We start from the raw sequence: 20,685 nt of genomic DNA on the forward strand, positions 1-20,685 counted from the left end.
ACTAGTTCGCCTCAGCCAATCCAGTTGCAGGCCCTATCACTAGGCAACCCAAGGGCGGCACAGTGATCAGCGCGCTCTGCGCCATGCCCTGCCACGGCAGCGACTCAGCAACGACAGTGCCCGCATTACCTTGGTTACTGCCACCATAAATCTGGCTATCGCTATTCAGGTATTCGCGGTAATCCCCCGCCAAGGGCAAACCAATACGGAATCCAGTGTGCAATTGGGGCGTCATGTTGATGACAAACACTAACGGCGCATCACCCGCTAACCCGTAACGCACAAAGGTAAAGATGCTATCGCGGCTATTTTCACAATCTAGCCAACTGAATCCTGCCCCCTCGTAATCCTGAACCGATAAAGCAGGCATGGCTTGATACAAGTGATTGAGATCTTTAAGCCAACGTTGCACACCTTGGTGCGGTTCATAGGCCAATAAGTGCCAATCTAAACTCTGGTTATGGTTCCACTCATTTCGCTGACCAAACTCGCAGCCCATAAAGAGTAATTTCTTACCGGGATGCCCCCACATAAAACCGAAATAAGCACGCAGGGTCGCAAATTTCTGCCAATCGTCACCGGGAATTTTATGTAGCAACGAGCCCTTGCCGTGGACCACTTCATCGTGACTCACGGACAACATAAATTGCTCGGTATAGGCGTACATCAAACTGAAGGTCAATTGATGATGGTGGAATTGGCGGTAAAGCGGATCTCGGCCTAAGTAGCTTAAGCTGTCGTTCATCCAGCCCATATTCCATTTAAAGCCAAAGCCGAGACCTTGCTGATCCGTCGGCTTAGTCACCCCCGCAAAAGCGGTGGACTCTTCGGCAATCATGCAAATGCCGGGGAAAGCTTGGTACAGGCGTTGATTCAAAATTTGTAAGAAACTAATGGCCTCAAGATTCTCCCGTCCACCATAGGCATTGGGCAGCCATTGGCCCGGCTCGCGGCTGTAATCGAGGTACAACATAGAAGACACGGCATCGAGACGCAGGCCATCGAAATGAAACTCCCGCAGCCAGTAACAGGCATTACTCAACAAGAAACTGCGCACTTCACCGCGATCATAGTTATAAATCAAGGTATCCCAATCGGGATGTGTGCCCTTGCGAGGATCTTCATGCTCATACAAACAAGTGCCATCGAAACGCACTAAGCCGTGGGGATCCTTAGGAAAATGCGCCGACACCCAATCGAGGATGATTCCAATTCCCGCCTGATGGCAGGCATCCACAAAGGCTTTTAACCCATTGGCATCGCCAAATCTGTGGGTCGGTGCATAGAGACCCACAGGCTGATATCCCCACGAACCATCAAAGGGAAACTCGCTGATCGGCATCAGTTCAATGTGGGTAAAACCTTGCTCCTTCACATAGGGAATAAGCTGTTCAATCAAGTCTTGATAATCAAGATATTGCTCGCCTTGCTCTCCCTTACGACGCCACGAACCTAAGTGCACTTCGTAGGCCGACATGGGCGCTTTATGCCAAGCAGTCGCCGCGCGTTTACTCATCCAAGCGGTATCATTCCAACTGTGATGGGCTTTTGGGGGCACGATAGAAGCATTATGGGGCGCGCATTCCATTTGGGTTGCCATAGGATCGGATTTAGTATGGCGCTCACCATTTTGATAAACCAAATCAAACTTATAGTGGGCGCCTTCAACCACATTAGGCAGAAATAGCTCCCACAAACCATTGGCAAGATGTTGGCGCATTACATGGCGAGTATCGTCCCAATGGTTGAAATCCCCCACCACAGAAACCCGTTTGGCATTGGGTGCCCACACACAAAAATGCACACCTTCAACGCCTTGAGTCTGACGCCAGTTGGCGCCTAAAAATTCATAGGCGCGCTCGGCGCTGCCTTCACCAAACAGGTAAATATCGTCACTATTAAGCAATGAATCAAACTGATAAGGGTCGACTATATCTAACTGACACAGGGGATATTCTACCCGCAGCAAATAGAGAAACGGTTTGACGCGTCGTCCCAAAGTGCCGGCGAACAGTCCCTGCTCGTTGACCTTGTCCAGACTCGCCACTTTGCGGCCATCTTTAATGCTGATCACATCCACACTGAGGGCATTGCGAAAAAAACAACGAACAATTAATGCCTTACCCTCGTTGGCACTGTGCATACCCAAGAGCGAAAAAACATCAGTGTATTGACCATTAAGTAGGGCGACGTCGGCACCATCGTAGAAATAGGCATTGGCTTGAGTCATCATTTTTCTTCCGTTTATCAGTCAATTAAACTTGCAAATTGGCACTCTTTACCCACATCCCCCCTAATAATCTAATCTTTAGGGATGGCATAATGTGGTGCGACTTAGGCAGCCTTTCGCTGGTGCTAGATTTAGCTCGGTAGCTGTCTCGCCACAGCGATATTTTGTAATCGCTGCAGTATCTCTGGCGAAGTCGACACTTGCATTAAATTCAGCGGCAGGCGACGCTGCCAATTTGGATATTCGAGCCAAGTACCGGGAATGTTCACCGCATGGCGATCGGCTAATAGATCGCACAGTTGCACGCTGTATAGCGCACTATTACCGCGAGCTCCTAAGATCATCCAAGCCGTGAGCAAGGTTTGAATATCGAGTTCGGCTATCGCCACCTCGGCTAACAGACCTTGAGCGACTAACAGTGAAATGAGTTGCTGCTTTTCATGTTCACGCCCCGCGAGCGCCTCGCCTAGCTGCTCGTCAGTTTCAAACAGGGATAACTGTCGACGCAGGTGTAAATCACTGCCACACCACCAAGCGACTAAAGTCGGCACATCGTGGTTCGCCAGCATCATTAAGCTTTGGGACTTATATTGATCCGGTGATTTAAAGCCTTGATGGTCTTTGCAGAAATAGAACAACTCGTTGGAATAAATGCCAGAAGTGTAGAGACGATGAATAATGTCAGGTGGCACCAGTCCTAAATCTTCGCCAATCACCACACAGCGAGCACGTTGGCTCTCAAGGCAAACGATGGCAAGCAAGGTTTCGACGGGATAATACACATAGGCACCGTGACCGAGTTGCTTATCCAGCGGCCACCACCAGAGTCGCAGTAAGCCCATCACATGATCGATACGCAAGGCACCACAGCTTTCCATATTGGCTCGGATCAAGGCGATAAAATGGCTGAAATGATGTTGTTTTAACTTCACCGGATCGAGTGGCGTTAAACCCCAATTTTGTCCTTGGGGTGCAAAGGGATCGGGCGGTGCACCTATGCTGGCATTCAAACAAAACTGCTCGGCATTGGCCTGCACTTCACTGCCGTGCAGCGCTGCACCAACGGCCAAATCACGGATCAATCCCAACCCCATCCCCACCTCTTTAGCTTTTAGCTGACAGAGGTGTAACTGCTTTTCAGCAACAAATTGCAGGTAAAGATAGAAACCTTCCTCTTGCACAAACGCTTTAGGACTACGTAAATATTCCGCTTGAGCAAACTCTTGTAGCCCACTGCCCTGCTCACGTACAAACTCATGGAATCTTTGCGCTCTGGGCGTGTCGTTCGCCAGATGCGTATCACAAAAAACGCGATATAACTGCTCAAAGGCACGGTATTTCAGCTCACTGACTTTTGGATAATCGAGCCAATTATCACGATTCAGTAAGGCGATAGCATCTACCCAAGTAGCGCTTAAAAATTCAGTGGCAAGAGCTTGGTATTCAGGAACGCTTTGTAATTGAATATAAAGAGGATTAAGTCTGCGGCGATCGCACGGACTATAGGGACTCGGATGCTCTGGCGCCGCGATATCGAGGGCATGCAAGGGATTGAGTTGAATAAAATCCGCGCCCTGCGCCGCCACCAGTCCGATCAGTTGTTCTAAATCACCAAAGTCGCCAATGCCCCATTGGCTCTCACTGCGCAAACTGTAGAGTTGAACGCTGATCCCCCAAGGTTTATGGCGTTTACCTTGGGTGACAGCCGTGAGTACGCCTTGATAAGCGGCCCGCGGTGCCACCATTAAGGTGCCAGAAAACAAAGTGCTGGTATCAGCCTCAGCCATCACACTGCTCTGTAGCGCCGAGCTTGGCGCTTGTGTACTTGTCGATAGGGTATGTTTTAAGCTTAAGGCTATGCGATGAAAGCCCAAACCTAACACAGAGAAATCACTCGCATTTTTGTCGGCTGCATGCGCAAATGAGTCTTGGTTTTTTGTGAATGCAGGGTTGTTAGTGAACTCTTGGCTGCTCAGGAAATAGGACGCTAAATTCACCGCCTCAGTCTCGGCGGGCATTAAGTTGTCAGGGAAAGCTTGGGGCTTGGCCTCAGCTAAATCGAGGCGTGCGAATCCCAGTTGCGTAAGATCAAGGCGATAACGTAGATAAAGCGTTTGTTCAATGCGGTAATCGCCAATGGACTTAAGCGCCGAGAACGGCACATCAAATACGATGGACTCACTCTGTTCGCATTCAATCACCACACTCAGATCTGAGGTATAGCTTTCAGGTAAACAAAGGCTTATCCAAGGTTCATCCACAAAACACCAATGGAATTCAGGTAGCACCTGAGTCCAAGGACGGGCATCCAGTAGATCAATTTGCGACGCGATCAGTGCTTCGGTCAATACCGCATCGACACAGGTCAGCCCAGCATCACTCGATAACGCTTCTGTAGCAGGAGCATCAATGGCAGTCCCTGCCACGCTGTTTTTTTCCTGTAACATACAGGTCAAGATACCTTGCCTGTCTACCTCGGAAATATGGATATTTTGGCCAAAACAATCAGTAAATTCTGCTCCAACTCCCCGCAAATACAGCAACTTTTCCAGCCCCATATTTTGTCGCCCCCGCGACCGCTCATCCATAGCTTTAGATATACAGTAACCATGCCAACGAAAAGTAACAAGAAGATGACATAAATATTTCAGAGAAATAACAAAAAACTTTTTCAAAAAATCAGTAACTTACTAGAAGCACTCAGTTAAGTTGGCGCTCAGTAGCTATCAGGATATAAAGAGTGGAATGCACTAAATTGGGGCATGCGTTCAGCAAGAGGGCAAGCATGGCTCCTAAAGCATGCAATAAGTAAAGAGCAAAGGGATAGAAATAACATGACAAGCGTAAGTCATTTTTATGTCATTGCGTTCAGACTAATACTAACAAATACGTCAGGTGACATATTAACCACAGATATCAGTGCAACACTTTGTATCAATTGTGTTTTATAACTTGAACAGCCTATCTCTCCTCTGTCAACATCTCGTCTCGCTACAGCATAGAAACATAATAACAACATTAAATTCATGGAACCTGATATGCCCTCGCATATACGCCAGTGGCTCGCTCCCATGGAATGCTAAAGCAAAAACACCCCAATGATGATTGAGAATAAGGATATGAAATGAAGAAGTTATCAGGATTACTATTTGTCGGCTGCATTGCCTTGACGGGTTGTGAAGGAAGTACAGATGGTGATTTAACGCCGACGCCACCGACGCCCGATCCCACTCCGCCAGCCTTAGCTGCGGATGTGTGTTATTTAATGAAAACGACGAAAGGCGATATCACACTTGCCATTGACTTAACTAACATGCCAATCACAGGTAAAAACTTTAAGCAGTATGTTGATAAGTCTTTCTATAACGGCACCTTATTCCATAGAACCATCAATAACTTTATGATCCAAGGCGGCGGTTTTACCACTGGTCTCAAAAGCAAACCGACCAGTGCCTCAATCAAGAATGAAGCCGCAGTCGGTATTAGCAACAAACGTGGCACTATTGCGATGGCAAGAGCAAATGCACCTGATACCGCTGCCTCTCAGTTCTTTATCAATGTATTAGATAATCCACATCTAGACGCGTCAGCGAGTAGTTATGGTTATGCCGTGTTTGGCAAAGTGGTTGACGGCATAGAGGTGGCAGATCAAATCAGCATAGTCCCAACAAAAAATATCGAAGGCTTCCAAGACACACCAGTACAAGAGATCCTCATCAATTCAGTAACAGAAACAAGCTGCCCTGCTGTCTGATCTAACGCTTAATCGGCTAAAAGCAAAAAAGCACTGAGAATTCAGTGCTTTTTTATCTTATAACTTTAGTCGTTGAAAAAACGAAACTTACTCATCCCCTTGGATCTTCCCCACCAAGAGCATAGGCGCCGCATCAATTTTATCGGCGTCCATCATAGTCGCAATACGCTCAACGGCTGAGAGCAATTGGCTCTGCTCCCATTCTTCAAGATTCTGATAACGCTTAATAAAATGATCCTGTAACGGTTTAGGAGAGTCCTGTAACAGCGCTCGTCCCGCATCGCTAAGGTATAAATGCACCTTACGTTTGTCAGTCTCACTGCGCAGACGGATCACTAAACCACGGCCCTCGAGTCGATCGATAATGGTCGTTACAGTCGCAGGGCTGAGCGTAATTTCTTCCGCCACGGTTTTAGCCAATGGCGCATCCAATTGGGCGATTTTCTGCATCACCATCAATTGCGGCCCAGTTAAACCTGAGTGTTTGTTCAGCTGGCGAGAATGAATGTCGATAGCGCGTATCACTCGGCGCAGCGAAATAAGCAATTGTTCGTACTTTTCCATCGTTCTTTTCATTCTCCCCATTCTAAGCAACGAGTGCACCTTACCAGAAAGCGCGACTGAACTCACCCACGGGAGGCGCTTTTACGGCAAAATCCCTGATGTTACAACATGAATTGACGCGATACCGACAACACGAGACGCTCGTCACTGGTATCTAAGTTCATGCTGGTATCTTCAGCGGCAAGGCTAAAATCAAAGCCACTCCAGCTGGTCAGATAGGCGATACGGAAATGATTAAAAGATTTGCCACCATCCCATGACCATTTGTCTTCATCGAGTGACGTCGAGCGGTCAACACTGAAGCGAATATCATGGCCTTCGGCAACGCTAATCGTATGGCCGAGCAACATAGTGTAATGTCCGCCGCCAAAACCAAAGTAGTCCCATGTGTAGGTTAACTTAGCTTCAGAGTGGCCAAGGGAAGTGTCGTAACCTAGCTTGCTATACAGCTCAGGATAGTTGTACTCATCAGAGAAGGAATCGCCGTGGTAGGTGTAATAGGCCAACCCGACATCGAGACTCAATTGTTTATTCAACTGATAGTATTTACCCGCATAGGCATCGAGCTCCAACCAAGTGTCATCGCTGCCACCAAAGTCGACGTTCGAGGTAAAGCCGCCCACATACCATCCCGAATCAAAACCGTAATCCAGACTGCCTTGCAGTGCTGGGCCGTTGTCCGTTTGGCTGACACCGTTAAAAGTGTAATCCGACGTCGCCGTCACAGTGGCCGATAATCCGGCATTCGCCGCAGTCGACATCAATAATAATCCGCCGGCGACAAGATAAAAACATTTTGATTTCATTATTAATTTTTCCATTAGTTGGCTAGCTCAATTTTAGTAAAGTCGATTTTGTTCTCTTTTGGCGAGCGCTCAATGGCACGAACAGTTTGCAATTGCGTCATCATGATGTAACCAAAACAGCTAAAGATCAGGCCCAGTGCGATTGCACCAATCCATTGAATTTGAAGAAAGTCTAATTGAAAGAGTAATGTCAGACTGCAGAGCAAGACTAAGTTAAAACTGACATATTTAAACTTGCCTAACCGCTCAATGGTCAAATTAAGATTATCGGTATAGAGGCGCACCAATGAGTCGAGGGAATTGATTACAAAGGTAATTCCCACGATCACCATCGCCAGATTATAGAAGCCCGAAGTATCTAAGCCATTGGCGCTGTAGTAATAAAGTACGGTGAACCAAATCGCGATGGGGATAGACGGAAACACCATCATGGCCAACAGCACTTGATAGGTTTTCATCCCGCCAACAAAGCGCGAGGTAAATTGGCCTATCATAATGCTCCATGCAAACCACCAGAACAGATAAAACTCATGGTAGTCATTGATGGGTAACACAAAATGTTGAATATTGCCGAAGTAGTCGCCCAACATGGCAAAGGTCGTAAAAAACTCACCGACACTCGAGTCAGCCGATAAAAATGCATTGGCCCACATCATGGCAATCAAGCCTAAAAATAACCAAGTGCTGGCTAAGCTCAAAATACGCACATAACGTATGCTAGTGCTGGAATATACCGCCGCGGCAATCACCATAAATACGATTAAATAAAAGCTACCGACTATGGTTTCGCCATCACCTAATTCGGGTAAGTACCAGGGCAAATTGCTTAATAACAAATAGGCGGTAAAGGCACAGGTACCAATAATCACGATATTATTGATGAACTTAACCCAAGGAATATCGAAGAATCTCACCCTAGGCTCGATGACACAAAAATAAAAACAGGTTAAAAAGTAGAAGCTCCAAATCAAGAAGGCCCAGAAGCCAAACTCAATCGCCAGCGGATTACTAAAGCCGTATTCAGGACTCGCCGCCACATTGGCGTAACCCGCAAACTCGGTGAGCGGAAACATGATCAAGCCGACATCAAGTCCTGAGGTAAACAGAATCGCGATAAAGGTAAAAGTACGCACAGGCGTCACGCCGATACAGCGAATATTGCCCCAGCGATAAATCACAAACGCAATCGCGGTAAAAGTGAACAGTATCCCTGCGGATAATAACCAAGTCATAATGAGCACTCAGTCCCAGTCGATACTGGGTGTAAGTCGGCATCTGGATATAAATCCATAAAATGTAACTCCATGTTTTTATTTAATAATAAAAACTGATCCATTTTTAAAGGCAGCGTTCTGCCCTCAAGCCTTAAATATCGTTACTTAAAAACACTCCGCGATAGTTAAACCCTGATAGATGATCAGTCGTGAAAGCGGTCATTTGCACACTCACTGCGGGCTGACCGACCCTTTAGATAAAATGAATCATGACCCTTTTGAGTAATCAATTAATGAGTTTTGAGTCATCAATTAATGAGTCACTTCAAAATTGAAGCCGCCAGTCCGTCGATACGACGGACCAAGCAGTAGTGTTGTTAACTTATGGCGTTAACTTGCGCCGTTAACGTGTAGCAGTGCTTCTTTGTGTGGTTTGCCAAGCGTCGGCAACCACAACGGCGGAATCTGCAGGCACTAACATCTCAGCCTCTAAAATCATATCCGCGGCGCGCTCGGCCAACATTATGGTCGGCGCGTTCAAATTGCCGTTCGGGATAGTCGGGAAAATAGAAGAATCCACTACCCGTAAATTCTGCAATCCGTGCACGCGGGTTTCAGGATCCACCACCGCCATCGCATCCGTGCCCATCTTACACGAGCAAGAAGGATGATAAGCACTCTCAACCGATTGACGCACAAAGGCATCGATTTGCGCATCGGTTTGCACTTGTATGCCGGGTTGAATTTCCTCACCGCGATACTCATCGAATGGTACTTGATTGATGATCTCACGGGTTAAGCGCACGCAGGCCCTAAAGCCTTCAATATCATCGGGATGCTGTAAATAATTGAACTGAATTCTGGGCGGCGCTTTAGGATCTGCCGACACTAAGGTCACGGCACCACGACTCTTAGGCTTGTTATGGCCCACATGTACCTGAAACCCATGACCCGCAAAGGCTTCTTTGCCATCGTAACGCATAGCCGCAGGTAAAAAGTGGTACTGTAAATCTGGCCATTCCAGACCCGCTTTTGAGCGAATAAAACCACAGGACTCGAAGTGATTCGTGGCCCCTAAACCGGATCTATCTAAAATCCACCGAGCACCGATTAAGAACTTGCTGAAAGGATCTAACTTGCCATTGAGTGAAATCGGTTTAAGGCATTTGAATTGGAAATAAAACTCTAAATGATCCTGTAAATTCTGACCAACACCGGGCAACTCATGTTGTAACTCGACCCCTGCATCGGCCAATACTTGGGGATCGCCAATGCCTGATAATTGCAGTAAATGCGGCGAACCTATTGAGCCAGCAGCTAAAATCACGTCTTTGTTACAACGAATATCTTCAACTTTACCTTTGTGTTCAATGCGAACGCCAACAGCCGTTTGTCCTTCCAATAACACTTTATGCACTAAAGCGTGGGTCACAACCGTGAGGTTACGTCTAGCCATCGCTGGGCGTAAATAGGCATTGGCGGTTGACCAGCGTACGCCTTTTTTGACCGTCATATGCATAGGGCCAAAACCTTCTTGCTGCGCCGCATTATAATCGACGGTCGATAAATACCCCGCCGCAATGCCCGCATCCACAAAGGCTTGGTATAAGGGATTTTGCATCTGGTTGCCGTTATTCACGCCTAACGGCCCAGACTCGCCGCGATACTCATCGCCACCAAAGGCCCAGGTTTCTGCCTTTTTAAAATACGGCAAGCAATGGCTGTAATCCCAGTTGGTCGCCCCTTGCGCCTGCCACTCATCAAAGTCCCTGGCATGACCACGGACATACACCATGCCGTTGATCGACGATGAACCGCCAAGCACTTTGCCCCGAGGACAATGCATCTTGCGATTATCTAAATGCGGCTCAGGCTGCGTCTCAAACTGCCAAGCATATTTAGGGCTGTTCATCGGAATCGATAACGCCGTCGGCATCTGAATAAAGATGCTCTTATCGCTGCCACCGGTTTCTAATAACAGCACTTCGTTTTTAGGATCCTTTGACAAGCGATTGGCGAGCACACAACCCGCTGTTCCTGCACCAACTATGATGTAGTTATAATATTTTTGCTCTAATGACTGAGTCAAAATGCCTCCTTAAAATGGGCTTTCTAAGGGCTGCAGACCCACATAAACGGCTTTAACTTGGGTGTAATGCTTGAGTGTCTCGCTACCGTTTTCACGGCCAATACCCGACAACTTATACCCACCTACTGGCATTTCGGCTGGCGAGGCGCCATAGGCATTAATCCAGCAAATACCCGCCTGTAACTGATGAATGACCCTATGAGCACGGCTGATATCTTGGGTGAACACCCCAGCGGCTAAGCCCATGGCGGTATTATTTGCCCGAGCAATCACTTCCGCTTCATCTTTAAAGGTAAGCACGGACATTACAGGGCCAAAGATTTCCTCTTTACAGATGCGCATCTCGTCGGTGCAATGGGTGAAAATCGTTGGGGCGACAAAGTAACCATTGGGAGCATTTTCAGGTGTTAACGCTGTGCCACCGGTGAGCAGAGTTGCGCCATCGTCGATACCTTGCTGAATATAATCGAGTACTTTTTGCTGGTGATCTTTGGAGATCAAGGCGCCAAAGTTAGTCTCTGGCGCCATAGGATCGCCCACCACAATGTTGGCTTGGGTACGGGCGAGCAGTTTTTCGATAAAGCGTGAATAAACCGACTCATGAACAAACACTCGCGTCCCATTAGTACAGACTTCACCTTGGGTATAGAAGTTACCGAGCATGGCACCTGAAACGGCATTATCGATATCGGCATCGTCAAATACGATAAGCGGTGATTTACCACCGAGTTCCATAGTGACGTCTTTTAATGAACTTGCCGCCGCGGCCATGACTTTTTTACCGGTACCGACTTCGCCCGTGAAGGACACTTTGGCAATATCCGGATGTCCCGTTAACCAAGCGCCAACCTTGCCATCGCCCATGACGACGTTAAATACACCATCGGGCAAACCCGCCTCACTTAAGAGTTGCGCTAATTTCAGTGCGCCAAGCGGCGTTTCTTCCGAAGGTTTAAAAATCATCACATTGCCGCTAGCTAAGGCAGGTGCGGCCTTCCAACAGGCGATTTGTAATGGGTAATTCCACGCGCCAATGCCAGCACAAATGCCTAAAGGCTCGCGGCGGGTGTAATAAAAATCCCCACCGACTTGCTGCTGCGCGCCTTCAAGCCCTGGGGCAATATGGGCGAAAAATTCGATAGCATCTGCGCCTGTGACCACATCAACCACTGAGGCTTCTTGCCAAGGTTTACCGGTGTCGCACACTTCGATTGCCGCGAGTTCATCATTACGAGCGCGCAATAATGCGACCGCGTTTAACAGAATACGGCTGCGTTCAGTGGCACTCATGGCAGACCAAATCACAAAGCCTTTTTTGGCGCTCTCGATGGCCGCTTGCTGAATTTTTTCATCGGCCACTTGCACTCGGTACGCCAATTGCCCGGTGGCAGGATTGACGACGTCGAAGGTTTCGCCGCTGTCGTTAGCGAGCAACTGACCCGCAATAAAGTTGTACTGAACTTCTACTGATACTGACATGTATTAACTCCATGCTGCTTTATCACGTTATGGATAAAGGTTTTGCATAATTTTTCGGCCTGAACAAAATCCTGCTCAGGGGTTTCACTTAAGGCGCTGCGTAACCAAAATCCATCGATCATCGCCGCCGTTTGCTTAGCAGCCATCAGGGCAAACTCTTGGGGCAACACGTGCCGAAAGGAAAAATGTAAGTTGCTGTATAAGCGGCGACTATTGATATTCTGCAAACGGGCTAACTGGGGATCGTGGACGGCCTGTGCCCAAAAACTCAGCCAAGTGTGAGTGACATTTCGTGAGCGCTGTAACTCGGTAAAATTCGCTTCAACTATCATCATTAAGCGCTCTGTTGGCGCCAACACTTGTCCTTGGATTCGATTGAGCAACGCTTGCTTTAACTGTTCGAGCAAGTGGCGCAGCGTCGCTTGGATCAAGCCCTGCTTACCACTGAAATAATGACTGATGATCCCCGACGACATCCCCGCCAACTGACTAATGCTGTTGATGGTCGTGTGCTGCAATCCATGCAAGGCAACCGATGCTAATGTCGCATCGATAAGCTGCTGTCTGCGTATCAATTTCATTGCGGCTTTAGGCATAAATACTCAAGGAATAACCACTCTCTCAATACTCTGAACGACGTTAATTGAACGTTCAATTAACAATCATGATAATGATTAGTGATGTAACTATCAACCTAAAATAGCACAGTGACAAAGCTCACAAGTTAGTTATGTAAAAAAGAATTAATGTGTAAAAACAAGTTAAATGTATAGATTTCTTTGACTTACGGCCCTACCACAACCACAGCAGCACGCATAAATTAATATTAGATATCAAACTAATTAATTGGAGTTAATGCTACAAATGAGAGTATTCATGAGGTTTAACCTCTGTTAGATTTAACAATTGAGCCGTCAAACTCTGGATAAGAAAGTGGGATAAAAAGTAAACGAAAAATGCACAGAAATGATGCATCACCAGGGGCGCTAACAACGCTAAAAAACCATATCGTACGCCAACACTAATACCCGTCATAAAAGTCCGAAATTTAGTTACCCAGTTCCAACTTTAGTGGGAAATTACCCTCAGATAAGCGCCGAACTCGATCAAGCTCACACTTTCACTACCTCCAAATTGGTAGCTTGATCACCAGAAAAGAACACAACTTAATCTTTACAAGCAAATAGGTGGATTTTATGGCTGCTAAATTTTTTATTCCTTCTGTCAACGTATTAGGCCAAGGCGCAGTGGATGATGCTATCGGTGACATCAAAACCTTAGGCTTTAAACACGCACTCATAGTGACAGATAAACCCTTAGTCAAGATTGGCTTAGTGGGTGAAGTGGCCGAAAAACTCGGTCAAAATGGCATTACCTCCACCATCTATGATGGCGTACAACCTAACCCAACCGTGACGAACGTCGAAGCGGGTTTAGCCCTGTTAAAAGCCAACAAGTGTGACTTTGTGATTTCACTCGGCGGCGGATCACCCCATGATTGCGCCAAGGGTATCGCCCTTGTTGCCACCAATGGCGGCAGCATTAAGGATTACGAAGGGTTAGATCAATCCGCAAAACCTCAGTTGCCGTTAGTGGCCATTAATACAACGGCAGGCACAGCCAGTGAAATGACGCGCTTCTGTATCATTACCGACGAAGCCCGACACATTAAAATGGCGATTGTCGATAAACACACCACGCCTTTGCTGTCGGTCAACGACCCTGAGCTCATGCTGAAAAAGCCTGCGAGCCTAACTGCCGCAACCGGTATGGATGCACTGACTCACGCGGTTGAAGCCTATGTGTCTATTGCAGCTAACCCGATCACCGACGCCTGTGCGATCAAGGCCATGGAATTGATTCAAGCTAACTTAGTCAACGCAGTTGAAAACGGTCAAGACATCAACGCCCGTGAACAAATGGCCTATGCCCAGTTCTTAGCAGGTATGGCGTTTAACAATGCCAGCTTAGGTTATGTGCATGCGATGGCGCACCAATTAGGCGGTTTCTACGATCTGCCCCACGGCGTGTGTAACGCCCTGCTGCTGCCCCATGTGCAGGAATATAACGCCCAGGTCGTCCCTGCACGCTTAAAAGACATTGCCAAGGCTATGGGTGTGGATGTGTCTGCGATGACAGATGAGCAAGGTGCCAGTGCGGCGATAGCGGCAATCAAAAAGCTGTCTGTTGCGGTTAAGATCCCTGAAAATCTGACCTTGTTAGGCGTGAAAGCGGAAGATATTCCAACACTTGCGGATAACGCGTTAAAAGATGCCTGTGGATTCACGAATCCAAAACAAGCGACCCATGCGGAGATCTGTCAGATCTTCACTAATGCGCTGTAATTGTGCGCAGTAATCGCCATACCTTACCAATCGCAAGTTATCGCACTGCAATTGTGCGCTAACTTGCTGGATAACGACTTATTGTCCTGCTAGTGCGTAAACACGACTTCATCCTCCAATGAATTCGTTTTAGGCTCCAATAGTGCACAGATTATTGCTGCACTATTGGGGCCTTTTTTACACCTGTATCAACAAGATGGTGAGGTAAGTTGCTATCTTAAAAATTGAGTAACAAAAACCAACATAAAACTCAGTGTCTATGCACCTTTGCACTGACAAAACACTCACAAATCAGCATATTCAAGAAGAAAGGATCTGAACCTAAAATATTCATAGCAAAATGATATAAAAAACGTGATCTCTGTGGGTTACAGACTGTTACAGATCCGATAAGATGGCCCCAGTTCGCTTTTTCCCTGCAAAAGATGAAGCCAGCTGAGAGGCCCGTTCTAACGAATGGGCCTCTGTCCATTCTGCCTTCTGCGTTTCCTCTGCAACAACTTATGCTGCCACTTAATCGTATTGCGCCCACCAAAGCCTAATTAACCTATTTACTCCGCTGTTCGCTCTTTTTATCAATAAGACTTACTGACGACCAAGTTGTTGCTTTATTAATCAGTAATTCAGCAAAAGCGAAACTTCACCCAAAACTGAGATCTAGCACAAAGTTATTGGCATAAAACTCATGCTAAATAGAGACATGACAGATTAAGTAAATGGTTAATTTTCATGCAGTAACTATCCTTCTCCGTCAAAAAACATCAAGGCTATATAGACTTAATTAATGATTGACCGAATTCAAAAACGATGCCTATGATGGCAACAATATCCTCGAACAGGTAGGTACGCTATGACTGCAATCACCCATGTATATAACTACACAGTTAGATGTCCACATTACAAAGATCCTGAACATCCCGTTACTTGGTTAAATCATATTGAAATGAACCAGTCCTGTGAGATCGCGTTAAATCGCATCACTAAATGGCACGAGCTTTCTGGGGAAAAAACCTTCGAAACGAATAAGTTTGTGGTTCGTAAAGCCGAAAATGAAGATGCTTACTTCTCAATGCAGAGTGACAGACTCAAAAATGACGGCCATGCCTTAGTCACCTTTAAAATCTTTTTAGACGATTGCTGTGACGATGCGGCGCCAGAAGAAATCATGCAGCACCTGATTGAAGACTATCAACAACGCTTAGCCAAACTCGAATAATCTTTGCAGTATTATTTAGCGACCTTAGACGCCAGTGCGCAAAACGCCACTGGCGTTTTTATTTGTCGAGTTCGATAACTCAATCCACGACGTCATTTAATGCTCTTAGTTTCACTCACTCGGTTGATACTCGAACAGAAGCATTGCAACAGCGGCTCAGCAGATAATGTCGCCATAGCGTGATTCAGCTCCAGATCTGTTATATTGTCCCGAATGTCATTTTGCACAGTAAAAATGGCAAGGCCCAGTAAATTGAGTTACGAACTTAAATTGAGGATTGGCATCACAATGAATAAAGCGACGCTCATTATTATTCCTTTATTACTCGCTACATCCGCCTGTGCGGATTTAAAGGACGCAGGCCGTGCCATCGGCACAACGACTAAAGAAGTCACCACTGAGATAGGCCACGCGACTCGAGACACGACAAAAGCCATAGGTCATGCTTCACGGGATGCGGTCAAATCGGTAAAAGAAGATTTAACCAAAGACTAATGACAGTGACGCCTAGGCGTCACTGCTCATTTTAAGCATCTTATACATTTAAGCATCACGCATTTTAAGCGCCACGCCCCTTAAGCCGCATTCGCCCGAATACCATGGGGCACAGGCAATCCTTGGGCATTCACATGCACAAACACCATCTTATCTATACTCACCACTGGCGCCTGCGTCATCTTATTACGAACTTGACAGCTCACGGTAATAGAACTGTGGCCGAGACTCACGAGCTCCAGACCAAACTCAATCACATCCCCTTGATGCGCTGGCGTCATAAAGTTGATTTCAGAAATCAGCTTAGTCACATGGCTCGTGCTCTTCATCTGACAGGCTGCAAAGATGGCGGCCTCCTCATCTATCCAACTGAGCAACTGACCGCCAAACAGGGTATTTGCTGGATTTAAATGTTCAGGTTTAACTAAACGGCGACTGTAATATTTCATGGCGGTGACCTCAATGTGAATGCCAATAATCAGCTTTAATACGCTATAACTTTCCACATTATTCAGAGCATTTTTCAGGCCACTATTGATAGCCATTAAATAACAATGAGATAGCAATAAGCTGCTGTAAAATAATCCGATTATTGCACCAAGTCGTATCAGAGTTGCACCATATTAATCAGCACAATAGTGAACCAATAAGCAAAAAAATAGCGACTCATAGAGTCGCCAAGCTAAGGCAAGCAAAAACTTACTGGGTAGGAAGTTAAGTCACAAGGTTTGACTTAAAAACCCGCACAGCACATGTAGGAGAACTGTACGGGGACAACAGCTGCAAAGCAGCTAAACACAGGTTTACAGGTAACACTCTTTCACACTCGAGATTTAAGCTGCAAGCTCAGTAACTCATCACAGTCCGCCTTGCCCTCTATTTCGAGTTTTTAACCACGCCTCACCACAAACATCAGCATAAGGCGTGCTAAGGAGTGATCCACAATCACAATGGATCATCCTAAGCGCTGCTTACTGCTTAAAACTGCTCTTCTTCGGTAGACCCAGTCAGTGCAGTCACTGAAGAATGGCCACCTTGAATAACCGTAGTCACTTGGTCGAAATAACCTGTGCCCACTTCCTGTTGATGCGCCACAAAGGTGTAACCTTTCTTCGCTGCAGCAAACTCAACTTCTTGAACTTTCTCGACATAATGCTTCATACCTTCGCCGCGCGCATAGTCGTAAGCGAGGTCGAACATGTTGTACCACATGTTGTGGATGCCGGCTAAAGTGATGAACTGGTACTTGTAGCCCATGTCTGACAATGCTTGTTGGAAGCGCGCGATAGTGGCGTCGTCCAGATTTTTCTTCCAGTTGAACGAAGGCGAACAGTTATAAGCAAGCAGTTGATCTGGGTACTGAGCATGAATCGCTTCAGCAAAAATACGCGCTTCTTCAAGATCCGGTTTAGCGGTTTCACACCAAATCAAATCCGCATACGGAGCATAAGCCAGACCACGAGAAATCGCTTGGTCAAGACCAGCTTTAACACGGTAGAAACCTTCATTGGTGCGCTCGCCAGTCACGAAATCACGATCGTATGGGTCGCAATCTGAAGTTAACAAATCGGCCGCGTTAGCATCGGTACGTGCGATAACCAGTGTATCGACACCGCTCACATCCGCCGCTAAACGTGCAGCAACCAGCTTTTGTACCGCTTCTTGGGTTGGCACTAATACTTTGCCACCCATGTGGCCACATTTTTTCACTGAAGCTAACTGATCTTCAAAGTGAACACCGGCAGCGCCCGCGTCGATCATCGACTTCATCAGTTCGAAGGCATTTAATACGCCGCCAAAACCCGCTTCTGCGTCAGCAATGATTGGCAGAAAGTAATCAACAAATTTTTCATCTTCTGGATTAACGCCATTGCCCCACTGAATTTGATCAGCACGACGGAAAGAGTTATTGATACGTGATACCACAGCGGGCACAGAGTTGGCTGGGTATAAAGATTGATCTGGGTACATAGTGCCGGCTAAGTTAGCATCGGCTGCCACTTGCCAACCTGAAAGGTAAATCGCTTCGATACCCGCTTTCGCCTGTTGTACCGCTTGACCACCCGTTAACGCACCCAATGAATTCACATAGCCTTTTTTAGCGCCACCGTTAACCAATTCCCATAACTTAGCAGCACCGCGCTTAGCGATAGTATTCTCAGGCACGATTGAACCGCGAAGCGCAACCACTTCTTCTGCGGTATAAGGACGACGCACGTGTTTCCAACGTGGGTTTTCTGCCCAATCTCGCTTGATTGCATCAATCTGCTCTTGACGTGAAGTCTGAGTCGTTGCCTTAGTCATAGTGTCGCTCCTTTCTCTTTGATGTTGTAGCTATCATGAAACTGCCCCCCAGTTTCACTCTGCTAAATTGTTTGGTTGGCGGTAGCCCCGCCACAGCTAAATCTGGTTTACCTAAAACGGTTCAAGCAAATGAGTTCATTCTAAGCTGTCAGCATTTCGTAACCGGGTAAGGTTAAGAAATCGACCAGCTCGTCGGAAGTGGTAATGTCTTCAAGCAACACGGCTGCTTGGGTGAATTTGCCATGGGTGAATCTGTCGCTACCCACTTCTTTTTTCACGTTCGACAGCTCTTCAACCAACATGTCTTTAAAGAGTTGCTTGGTCACGAGTTTGCCGTTTGACAGCGACTTACCGTGTTGGATCCATTGCCAAATTGAGGCTCTAGAGATCTCAGCCGTAGCCGCATCTTCCATTAAGCCGTAAATAGGTACGCAACCGTTGCCGCTGATCCACGCCTCTAAATACTGCAGTGCGATACGAATGTTCAGACGCATCCCCTGTTCGGTGCGCTCACCGTCGCAGGTTTTAAGTAACTCGCTGGCAAGGATCGGCGCGTCTACATCACGGGTAATATGTAATTGATTACAGTGATCTTGGCCTATGTATTCGTTGAAAATCCCCATAGCGGTGTCGGCAAGGCCAGGGTGCGCGACCCAAGTGCCATCGTGACCGTTACGCGCCTCAAGCTCTTTATCTCGACGAACTCGCTGCAATACCGCTTCGTTCTGAGCAGGATCTTTAGCAGGAATAAAGGCTGCCATGCCGCCCATCGCTAAGGCACCGCGTTTGTGGCAGGTCTTAATCAAGAGTCTTGAATAAGCGCTTAAGAAAGGCGTATCCATAGTGACGGCTTGGCGATCCGGTAAGACTCGGTCGATATGACGTTTTAATGTTTTGATATAGCTGAAGATGTAATCCCAACGACCACAGTTCAGTGCGACGATATTGGAACGTAGTTCATAGAGAATTTCGTCCATTTCGAACACGGCAGGCAAAGTCTCAATCAAGCAAGTACATTTGATCGTGCCCGCTTGCAGACAGAATCTGTCCTCAACAAAAGCGAATACTTTTGCCCACCAGCGCGCTTCAATATGACTTTCTAACTTAGGAATATAAAAATATGGACCACTGCCCTTGGCCAAAAGTTGGCGATAGTTGTGGTAGAAATACAGTGCGAAATCAAACAGTGAGCCAGGAATCGCTTTGCCATTAAACTGCACGTGTTTCTCTTTAAGGTGCAGACCACGAACGCGGCAAATAAGCACTGCAGGATTTGGCCCTAATTTATAGTGCTTACCAGTGTCTGGTGCTGTGTACTCAATATCACCACGCACGGCATCACGTAGATTGATTTGACCTTCGACGACTTTTTCCCAGCTCGGTGCTAAGGAATCTTCAAAGTCGGCCATAAACACTTTGGCGTTGGCGTTGAGTGCGTTAATCACCATTTTACGTTCAACGGGACCTGTGATTTCCACGCGGCGATCAAGCAAGTCATCGGGAATACCGCGAATCTGCCATGCACCATCACGGATAGCGCGGGTTTCAGGCAGAAAGTCAGGTAATGATCCTTTATCAATACGTGCTTGTTTATCTTTACGTTTAGCGAGTAAGGCAGGTACTTCGTCGGCAAACTCACGACAAAGGGATTCGAGTAAGGCGACAGCCCCTTCGGTAAAAATGACTTCTTGGCCTGGAATGTCACGCCCCACAATATTCAGCGTGGCGTTTGCTGTAGCTTTACCCAGTGTTGAATTCAATTGCTGTTCACTCAAAGTGTGTTCCGTCATCTTGATGCCCTCCCAAGAGGCTCCACTATCACAGGCTTAACGCTGACATATAAAGCAGTAGCATCCCCAATCACCACAGCTTATAAACTCACCAAAAAACCATCAAATGTTTGTTTCGAACTAAAACTTACCGACAAACGTTTGTATTTGCAACAGTCCAAGATTGACAAAAACATGCATTAACCTAGGTAAAAACCATGCTAAAATTGGTCTGACCAAGCAAGAAAATTAACGACAAATAACTGATAAATATTCAATTAAACATTTTAATCACATATGACAATTGCAGTTAAATGAAACTTGTCAGACAACTTTACCAATCAATACGCAAAGTAATTAATTACGTAATTAAATAACCAATAGTAAGTTTATAAATACAGCATTTTTACTCTATTAGAC

15 protein-coding genes are annotated in these 20,685 nt (G+C 46.6%); 4 read left to right on the forward strand and 11 right to left on the reverse strand.

Annotation, left to right across the window (positions count from 1 at the left end; all coding sequences use genetic code 11):
- Nucleotide 1 precedes the first annotated feature (1 nt).
- Both glgB and malQ read right to left on the reverse strand, forming a co-directional pair.
- The gene (gene glgB, locus AAA952_RS01460) at nt 2-2,233 is read right to left on the reverse strand and encodes a 1,4-alpha-glucan branching protein GlgB (protein WP_338253765.1); all 2,232 of its coding nucleotides are present in this window, start codon (nt 2,231-2,233) and stop codon (nt 2-4) included.
- Nucleotides 2,234-2,361: 128 nt separating this feature from the next.
- Nucleotides 2,362-4,788, reverse strand: a complete 2,427-nt coding sequence (malQ, locus tag AAA952_RS01465; protein WP_338253767.1) for a 4-alpha-glucanotransferase — start codon at nt 4,786-4,788, stop codon at nt 2,362-2,364.
- Between the two features lie 566 nt (nt 4,789-5,354).
- Between malQ and AAA952_RS01470 the strand changes: the two genes are divergently transcribed.
- Complete coding sequence (locus AAA952_RS01470) at nt 5,355-5,984, forward strand: peptidylprolyl isomerase (protein WP_028760712.1); 630 nt, start codon at nt 5,355-5,357, stop codon at nt 5,982-5,984.
- 87 nt (nt 5,985-6,071) lie between these two features.
- On the opposite strand, the gene AAA952_RS01475 is transcribed toward AAA952_RS01470, so the two are convergent.
- The 6 genes from AAA952_RS01475 to betI all read right to left on the reverse strand — a co-directional run bounded on the left by AAA952_RS01475 (nt 6,072) and on the right by betI (nt 12,732).
- Nucleotides 6,072-6,548 carry a MarR family winged helix-turn-helix transcriptional regulator gene (locus AAA952_RS01475; protein ID WP_006080852.1) on the reverse strand — a complete coding sequence of 159 codons (477 nt, stop codon included), beginning with the start codon at nt 6,546-6,548 and terminating at the stop codon, nt 6,072-6,074.
- A 101-nt stretch (nt 6,549-6,649) separates the two neighbouring features.
- Nucleotides 6,650-7,354, reverse strand: coding sequence for a TorF family putative porin (locus AAA952_RS01480; RefSeq protein ID WP_338253771.1), 705 nt, complete (start codon nt 7,352-7,354; stop codon nt 6,650-6,652).
- Between the two features lie 14 nt (nt 7,355-7,368).
- Nucleotides 7,369-8,586: a BCCT family transporter gene (locus tag AAA952_RS01485; protein WP_338253773.1), complete on the reverse strand. Its 1,218-nt coding sequence runs from the start codon at nt 8,584-8,586 to the stop codon at nt 7,369-7,371.
- A 385-nt stretch (nt 8,587-8,971) separates the two neighbouring features.
- On the reverse strand, nt 8,972-10,657 hold the full coding sequence (gene betA, locus AAA952_RS01490; protein ID WP_338253774.1) for a choline dehydrogenase: 1,686 nt from the start codon (nt 10,655-10,657) through the stop codon (nt 8,972-8,974).
- A 9-nt stretch (nt 10,658-10,666) separates the two neighbouring features.
- On the reverse strand, nt 10,667-12,136 hold the full coding sequence (gene betB / locus AAA952_RS01495; protein WP_338253776.1) for a betaine-aldehyde dehydrogenase: 1,470 nt from the start codon (nt 12,134-12,136) through the stop codon (nt 10,667-10,669).
- Complete coding sequence (betI, locus tag AAA952_RS01500) at nt 12,121-12,732, reverse strand: transcriptional regulator BetI (protein WP_338253778.1); 612 nt, start codon at nt 12,730-12,732, stop codon at nt 12,121-12,123. Before betI ends, betB begins: the two co-directional genes overlap by 16 nt.
- Before the next feature lie 600 nt (nt 12,733-13,332).
- Between betI and yiaY the strand changes: the two genes are divergently transcribed.
- The 3 genes from yiaY to AAA952_RS01515 all read left to right on the forward strand — a co-directional run bounded on the left by yiaY (nt 13,333) and on the right by AAA952_RS01515 (nt 16,192).
- Nucleotides 13,333-14,481, forward strand: coding sequence for an L-threonine dehydrogenase (gene yiaY / locus AAA952_RS01505; protein ID WP_028760717.1), 1,149 nt, complete (start codon nt 13,333-13,335; stop codon nt 14,479-14,481).
- An 850-nt stretch (nt 14,482-15,331) separates the two neighbouring features.
- Nucleotides 15,332-15,697, forward strand: a complete 366-nt coding sequence (locus AAA952_RS01510) for a hypothetical protein (protein WP_028760718.1) — start codon at nt 15,332-15,334, stop codon at nt 15,695-15,697.
- Between the two features lie 288 nt (nt 15,698-15,985).
- A complete protein-coding gene (locus tag AAA952_RS01515; RefSeq protein ID WP_028760719.1) occupies nt 15,986-16,192 on the forward strand; it encodes a hypothetical protein in 207 nt (68 codons plus the stop codon).
- Nucleotides 16,193-16,272: 80 nt separating this feature from the next.
- Here the strand turns inward: AAA952_RS01515 and AAA952_RS01520 are convergent, their stop codons facing one another.
- The 3 genes from AAA952_RS01520 to aceB form a co-directional block, all read right to left on the reverse strand.
- Nucleotides 16,273-16,641, reverse strand: coding sequence for an acyl-CoA thioesterase (locus AAA952_RS01520; protein ID WP_006080843.1), 369 nt, complete (start codon nt 16,639-16,641; stop codon nt 16,273-16,275).
- Between the two features lie 529 nt (nt 16,642-17,170).
- Nucleotides 17,171-18,496 (reverse strand): isocitrate lyase, encoded by a 1,326-nt coding sequence (gene aceA, locus AAA952_RS01525; RefSeq protein WP_198572101.1) that lies wholly within the window; start codon nt 18,494-18,496, stop codon nt 17,171-17,173.
- 140 nt (nt 18,497-18,636) lie between these two features.
- Nucleotides 18,637-20,286, reverse strand: coding sequence for a malate synthase A (gene aceB / locus AAA952_RS01530; RefSeq protein ID WP_338253784.1), 1,650 nt, complete (start codon nt 20,284-20,286; stop codon nt 18,637-18,639).
- Between the last annotated feature and the right edge of the window lie 399 nt (nt 20,287-20,685).

The sequence above is a fragment of the Shewanella sp. M-Br genome (assembly GCF_036245925.1).
Taxonomy (GTDB): Bacteria; Pseudomonadota; Gammaproteobacteria; order Enterobacterales; family Shewanellaceae; genus Shewanella; species Shewanella oncorhynchi.

Excerpts from the sequence above, each read along its gene's own strand:
- AAA952_RS01510 (WP_028760718.1), top strand. The coding sequence starts at position 15,332 with ATGACTGCAATCACCCATGTATATAACTACACAGTTAGATGTCCACAT.
- aceA (WP_198572101.1), bottom strand. The coding sequence starts at position 18,496 with ATGACTAAGGCAACGACTCAGACTTCACGTCAAGAGCAGATTGATGCA.
- aceB (WP_338253784.1), bottom strand. The coding sequence starts at position 20,286 with ATGACGGAACACACTTTGAGTGAACAGCAATTGAATTCAACACTGGGT.
- AAA952_RS01515 (WP_028760719.1), top strand. The coding sequence starts at position 15,986 with ATGAATAAAGCGACGCTCATTATTATTCCTTTATTACTCGCTACATCC.
- glgB (WP_338253765.1), bottom strand. The coding sequence starts at position 2,233 with ATGATGACTCAAGCCAATGCCTATTTCTACGATGGTGCCGACGTCGCC.
- AAA952_RS01475 (WP_006080852.1), bottom strand. The coding sequence starts at position 6,548 with ATGGAAAAGTACGAACAATTGCTTATTTCGCTGCGCCGAGTGATACGC.
- yiaY (WP_028760717.1), top strand. The coding sequence starts at position 13,333 with ATGGCTGCTAAATTTTTTATTCCTTCTGTCAACGTATTAGGCCAAGGC.
- AAA952_RS01480 (WP_338253771.1), bottom strand. The coding sequence starts at position 7,354 with ATGAAATCAAAATGTTTTTATCTTGTCGCCGGCGGATTATTATTGATG.
- AAA952_RS01470 (WP_028760712.1), top strand. The coding sequence starts at position 5,355 with ATGAAGAAGTTATCAGGATTACTATTTGTCGGCTGCATTGCCTTGACG.
- AAA952_RS01520 (WP_006080843.1), bottom strand. The coding sequence starts at position 16,641 with ATGAAATATTACAGTCGCCGTTTAGTTAAACCTGAACATTTAAATCCA.
- AAA952_RS01485 (WP_338253773.1), bottom strand. The coding sequence starts at position 8,586 with ATGACTTGGTTATTATCCGCAGGGATACTGTTCACTTTTACCGCGATT.
- betB (WP_338253776.1), bottom strand. The coding sequence starts at position 12,136 with ATGTCAGTATCAGTAGAAGTTCAGTACAACTTTATTGCGGGTCAGTTG.
- malQ (WP_338253767.1), bottom strand. The coding sequence starts at position 4,788 with ATGGGGCTGGAAAAGTTGCTGTATTTGCGGGGAGTTGGAGCAGAATTT.
- betI (WP_338253778.1), bottom strand. The coding sequence starts at position 12,732 with ATGCCTAAAGCCGCAATGAAATTGATACGCAGACAGCAGCTTATCGAT.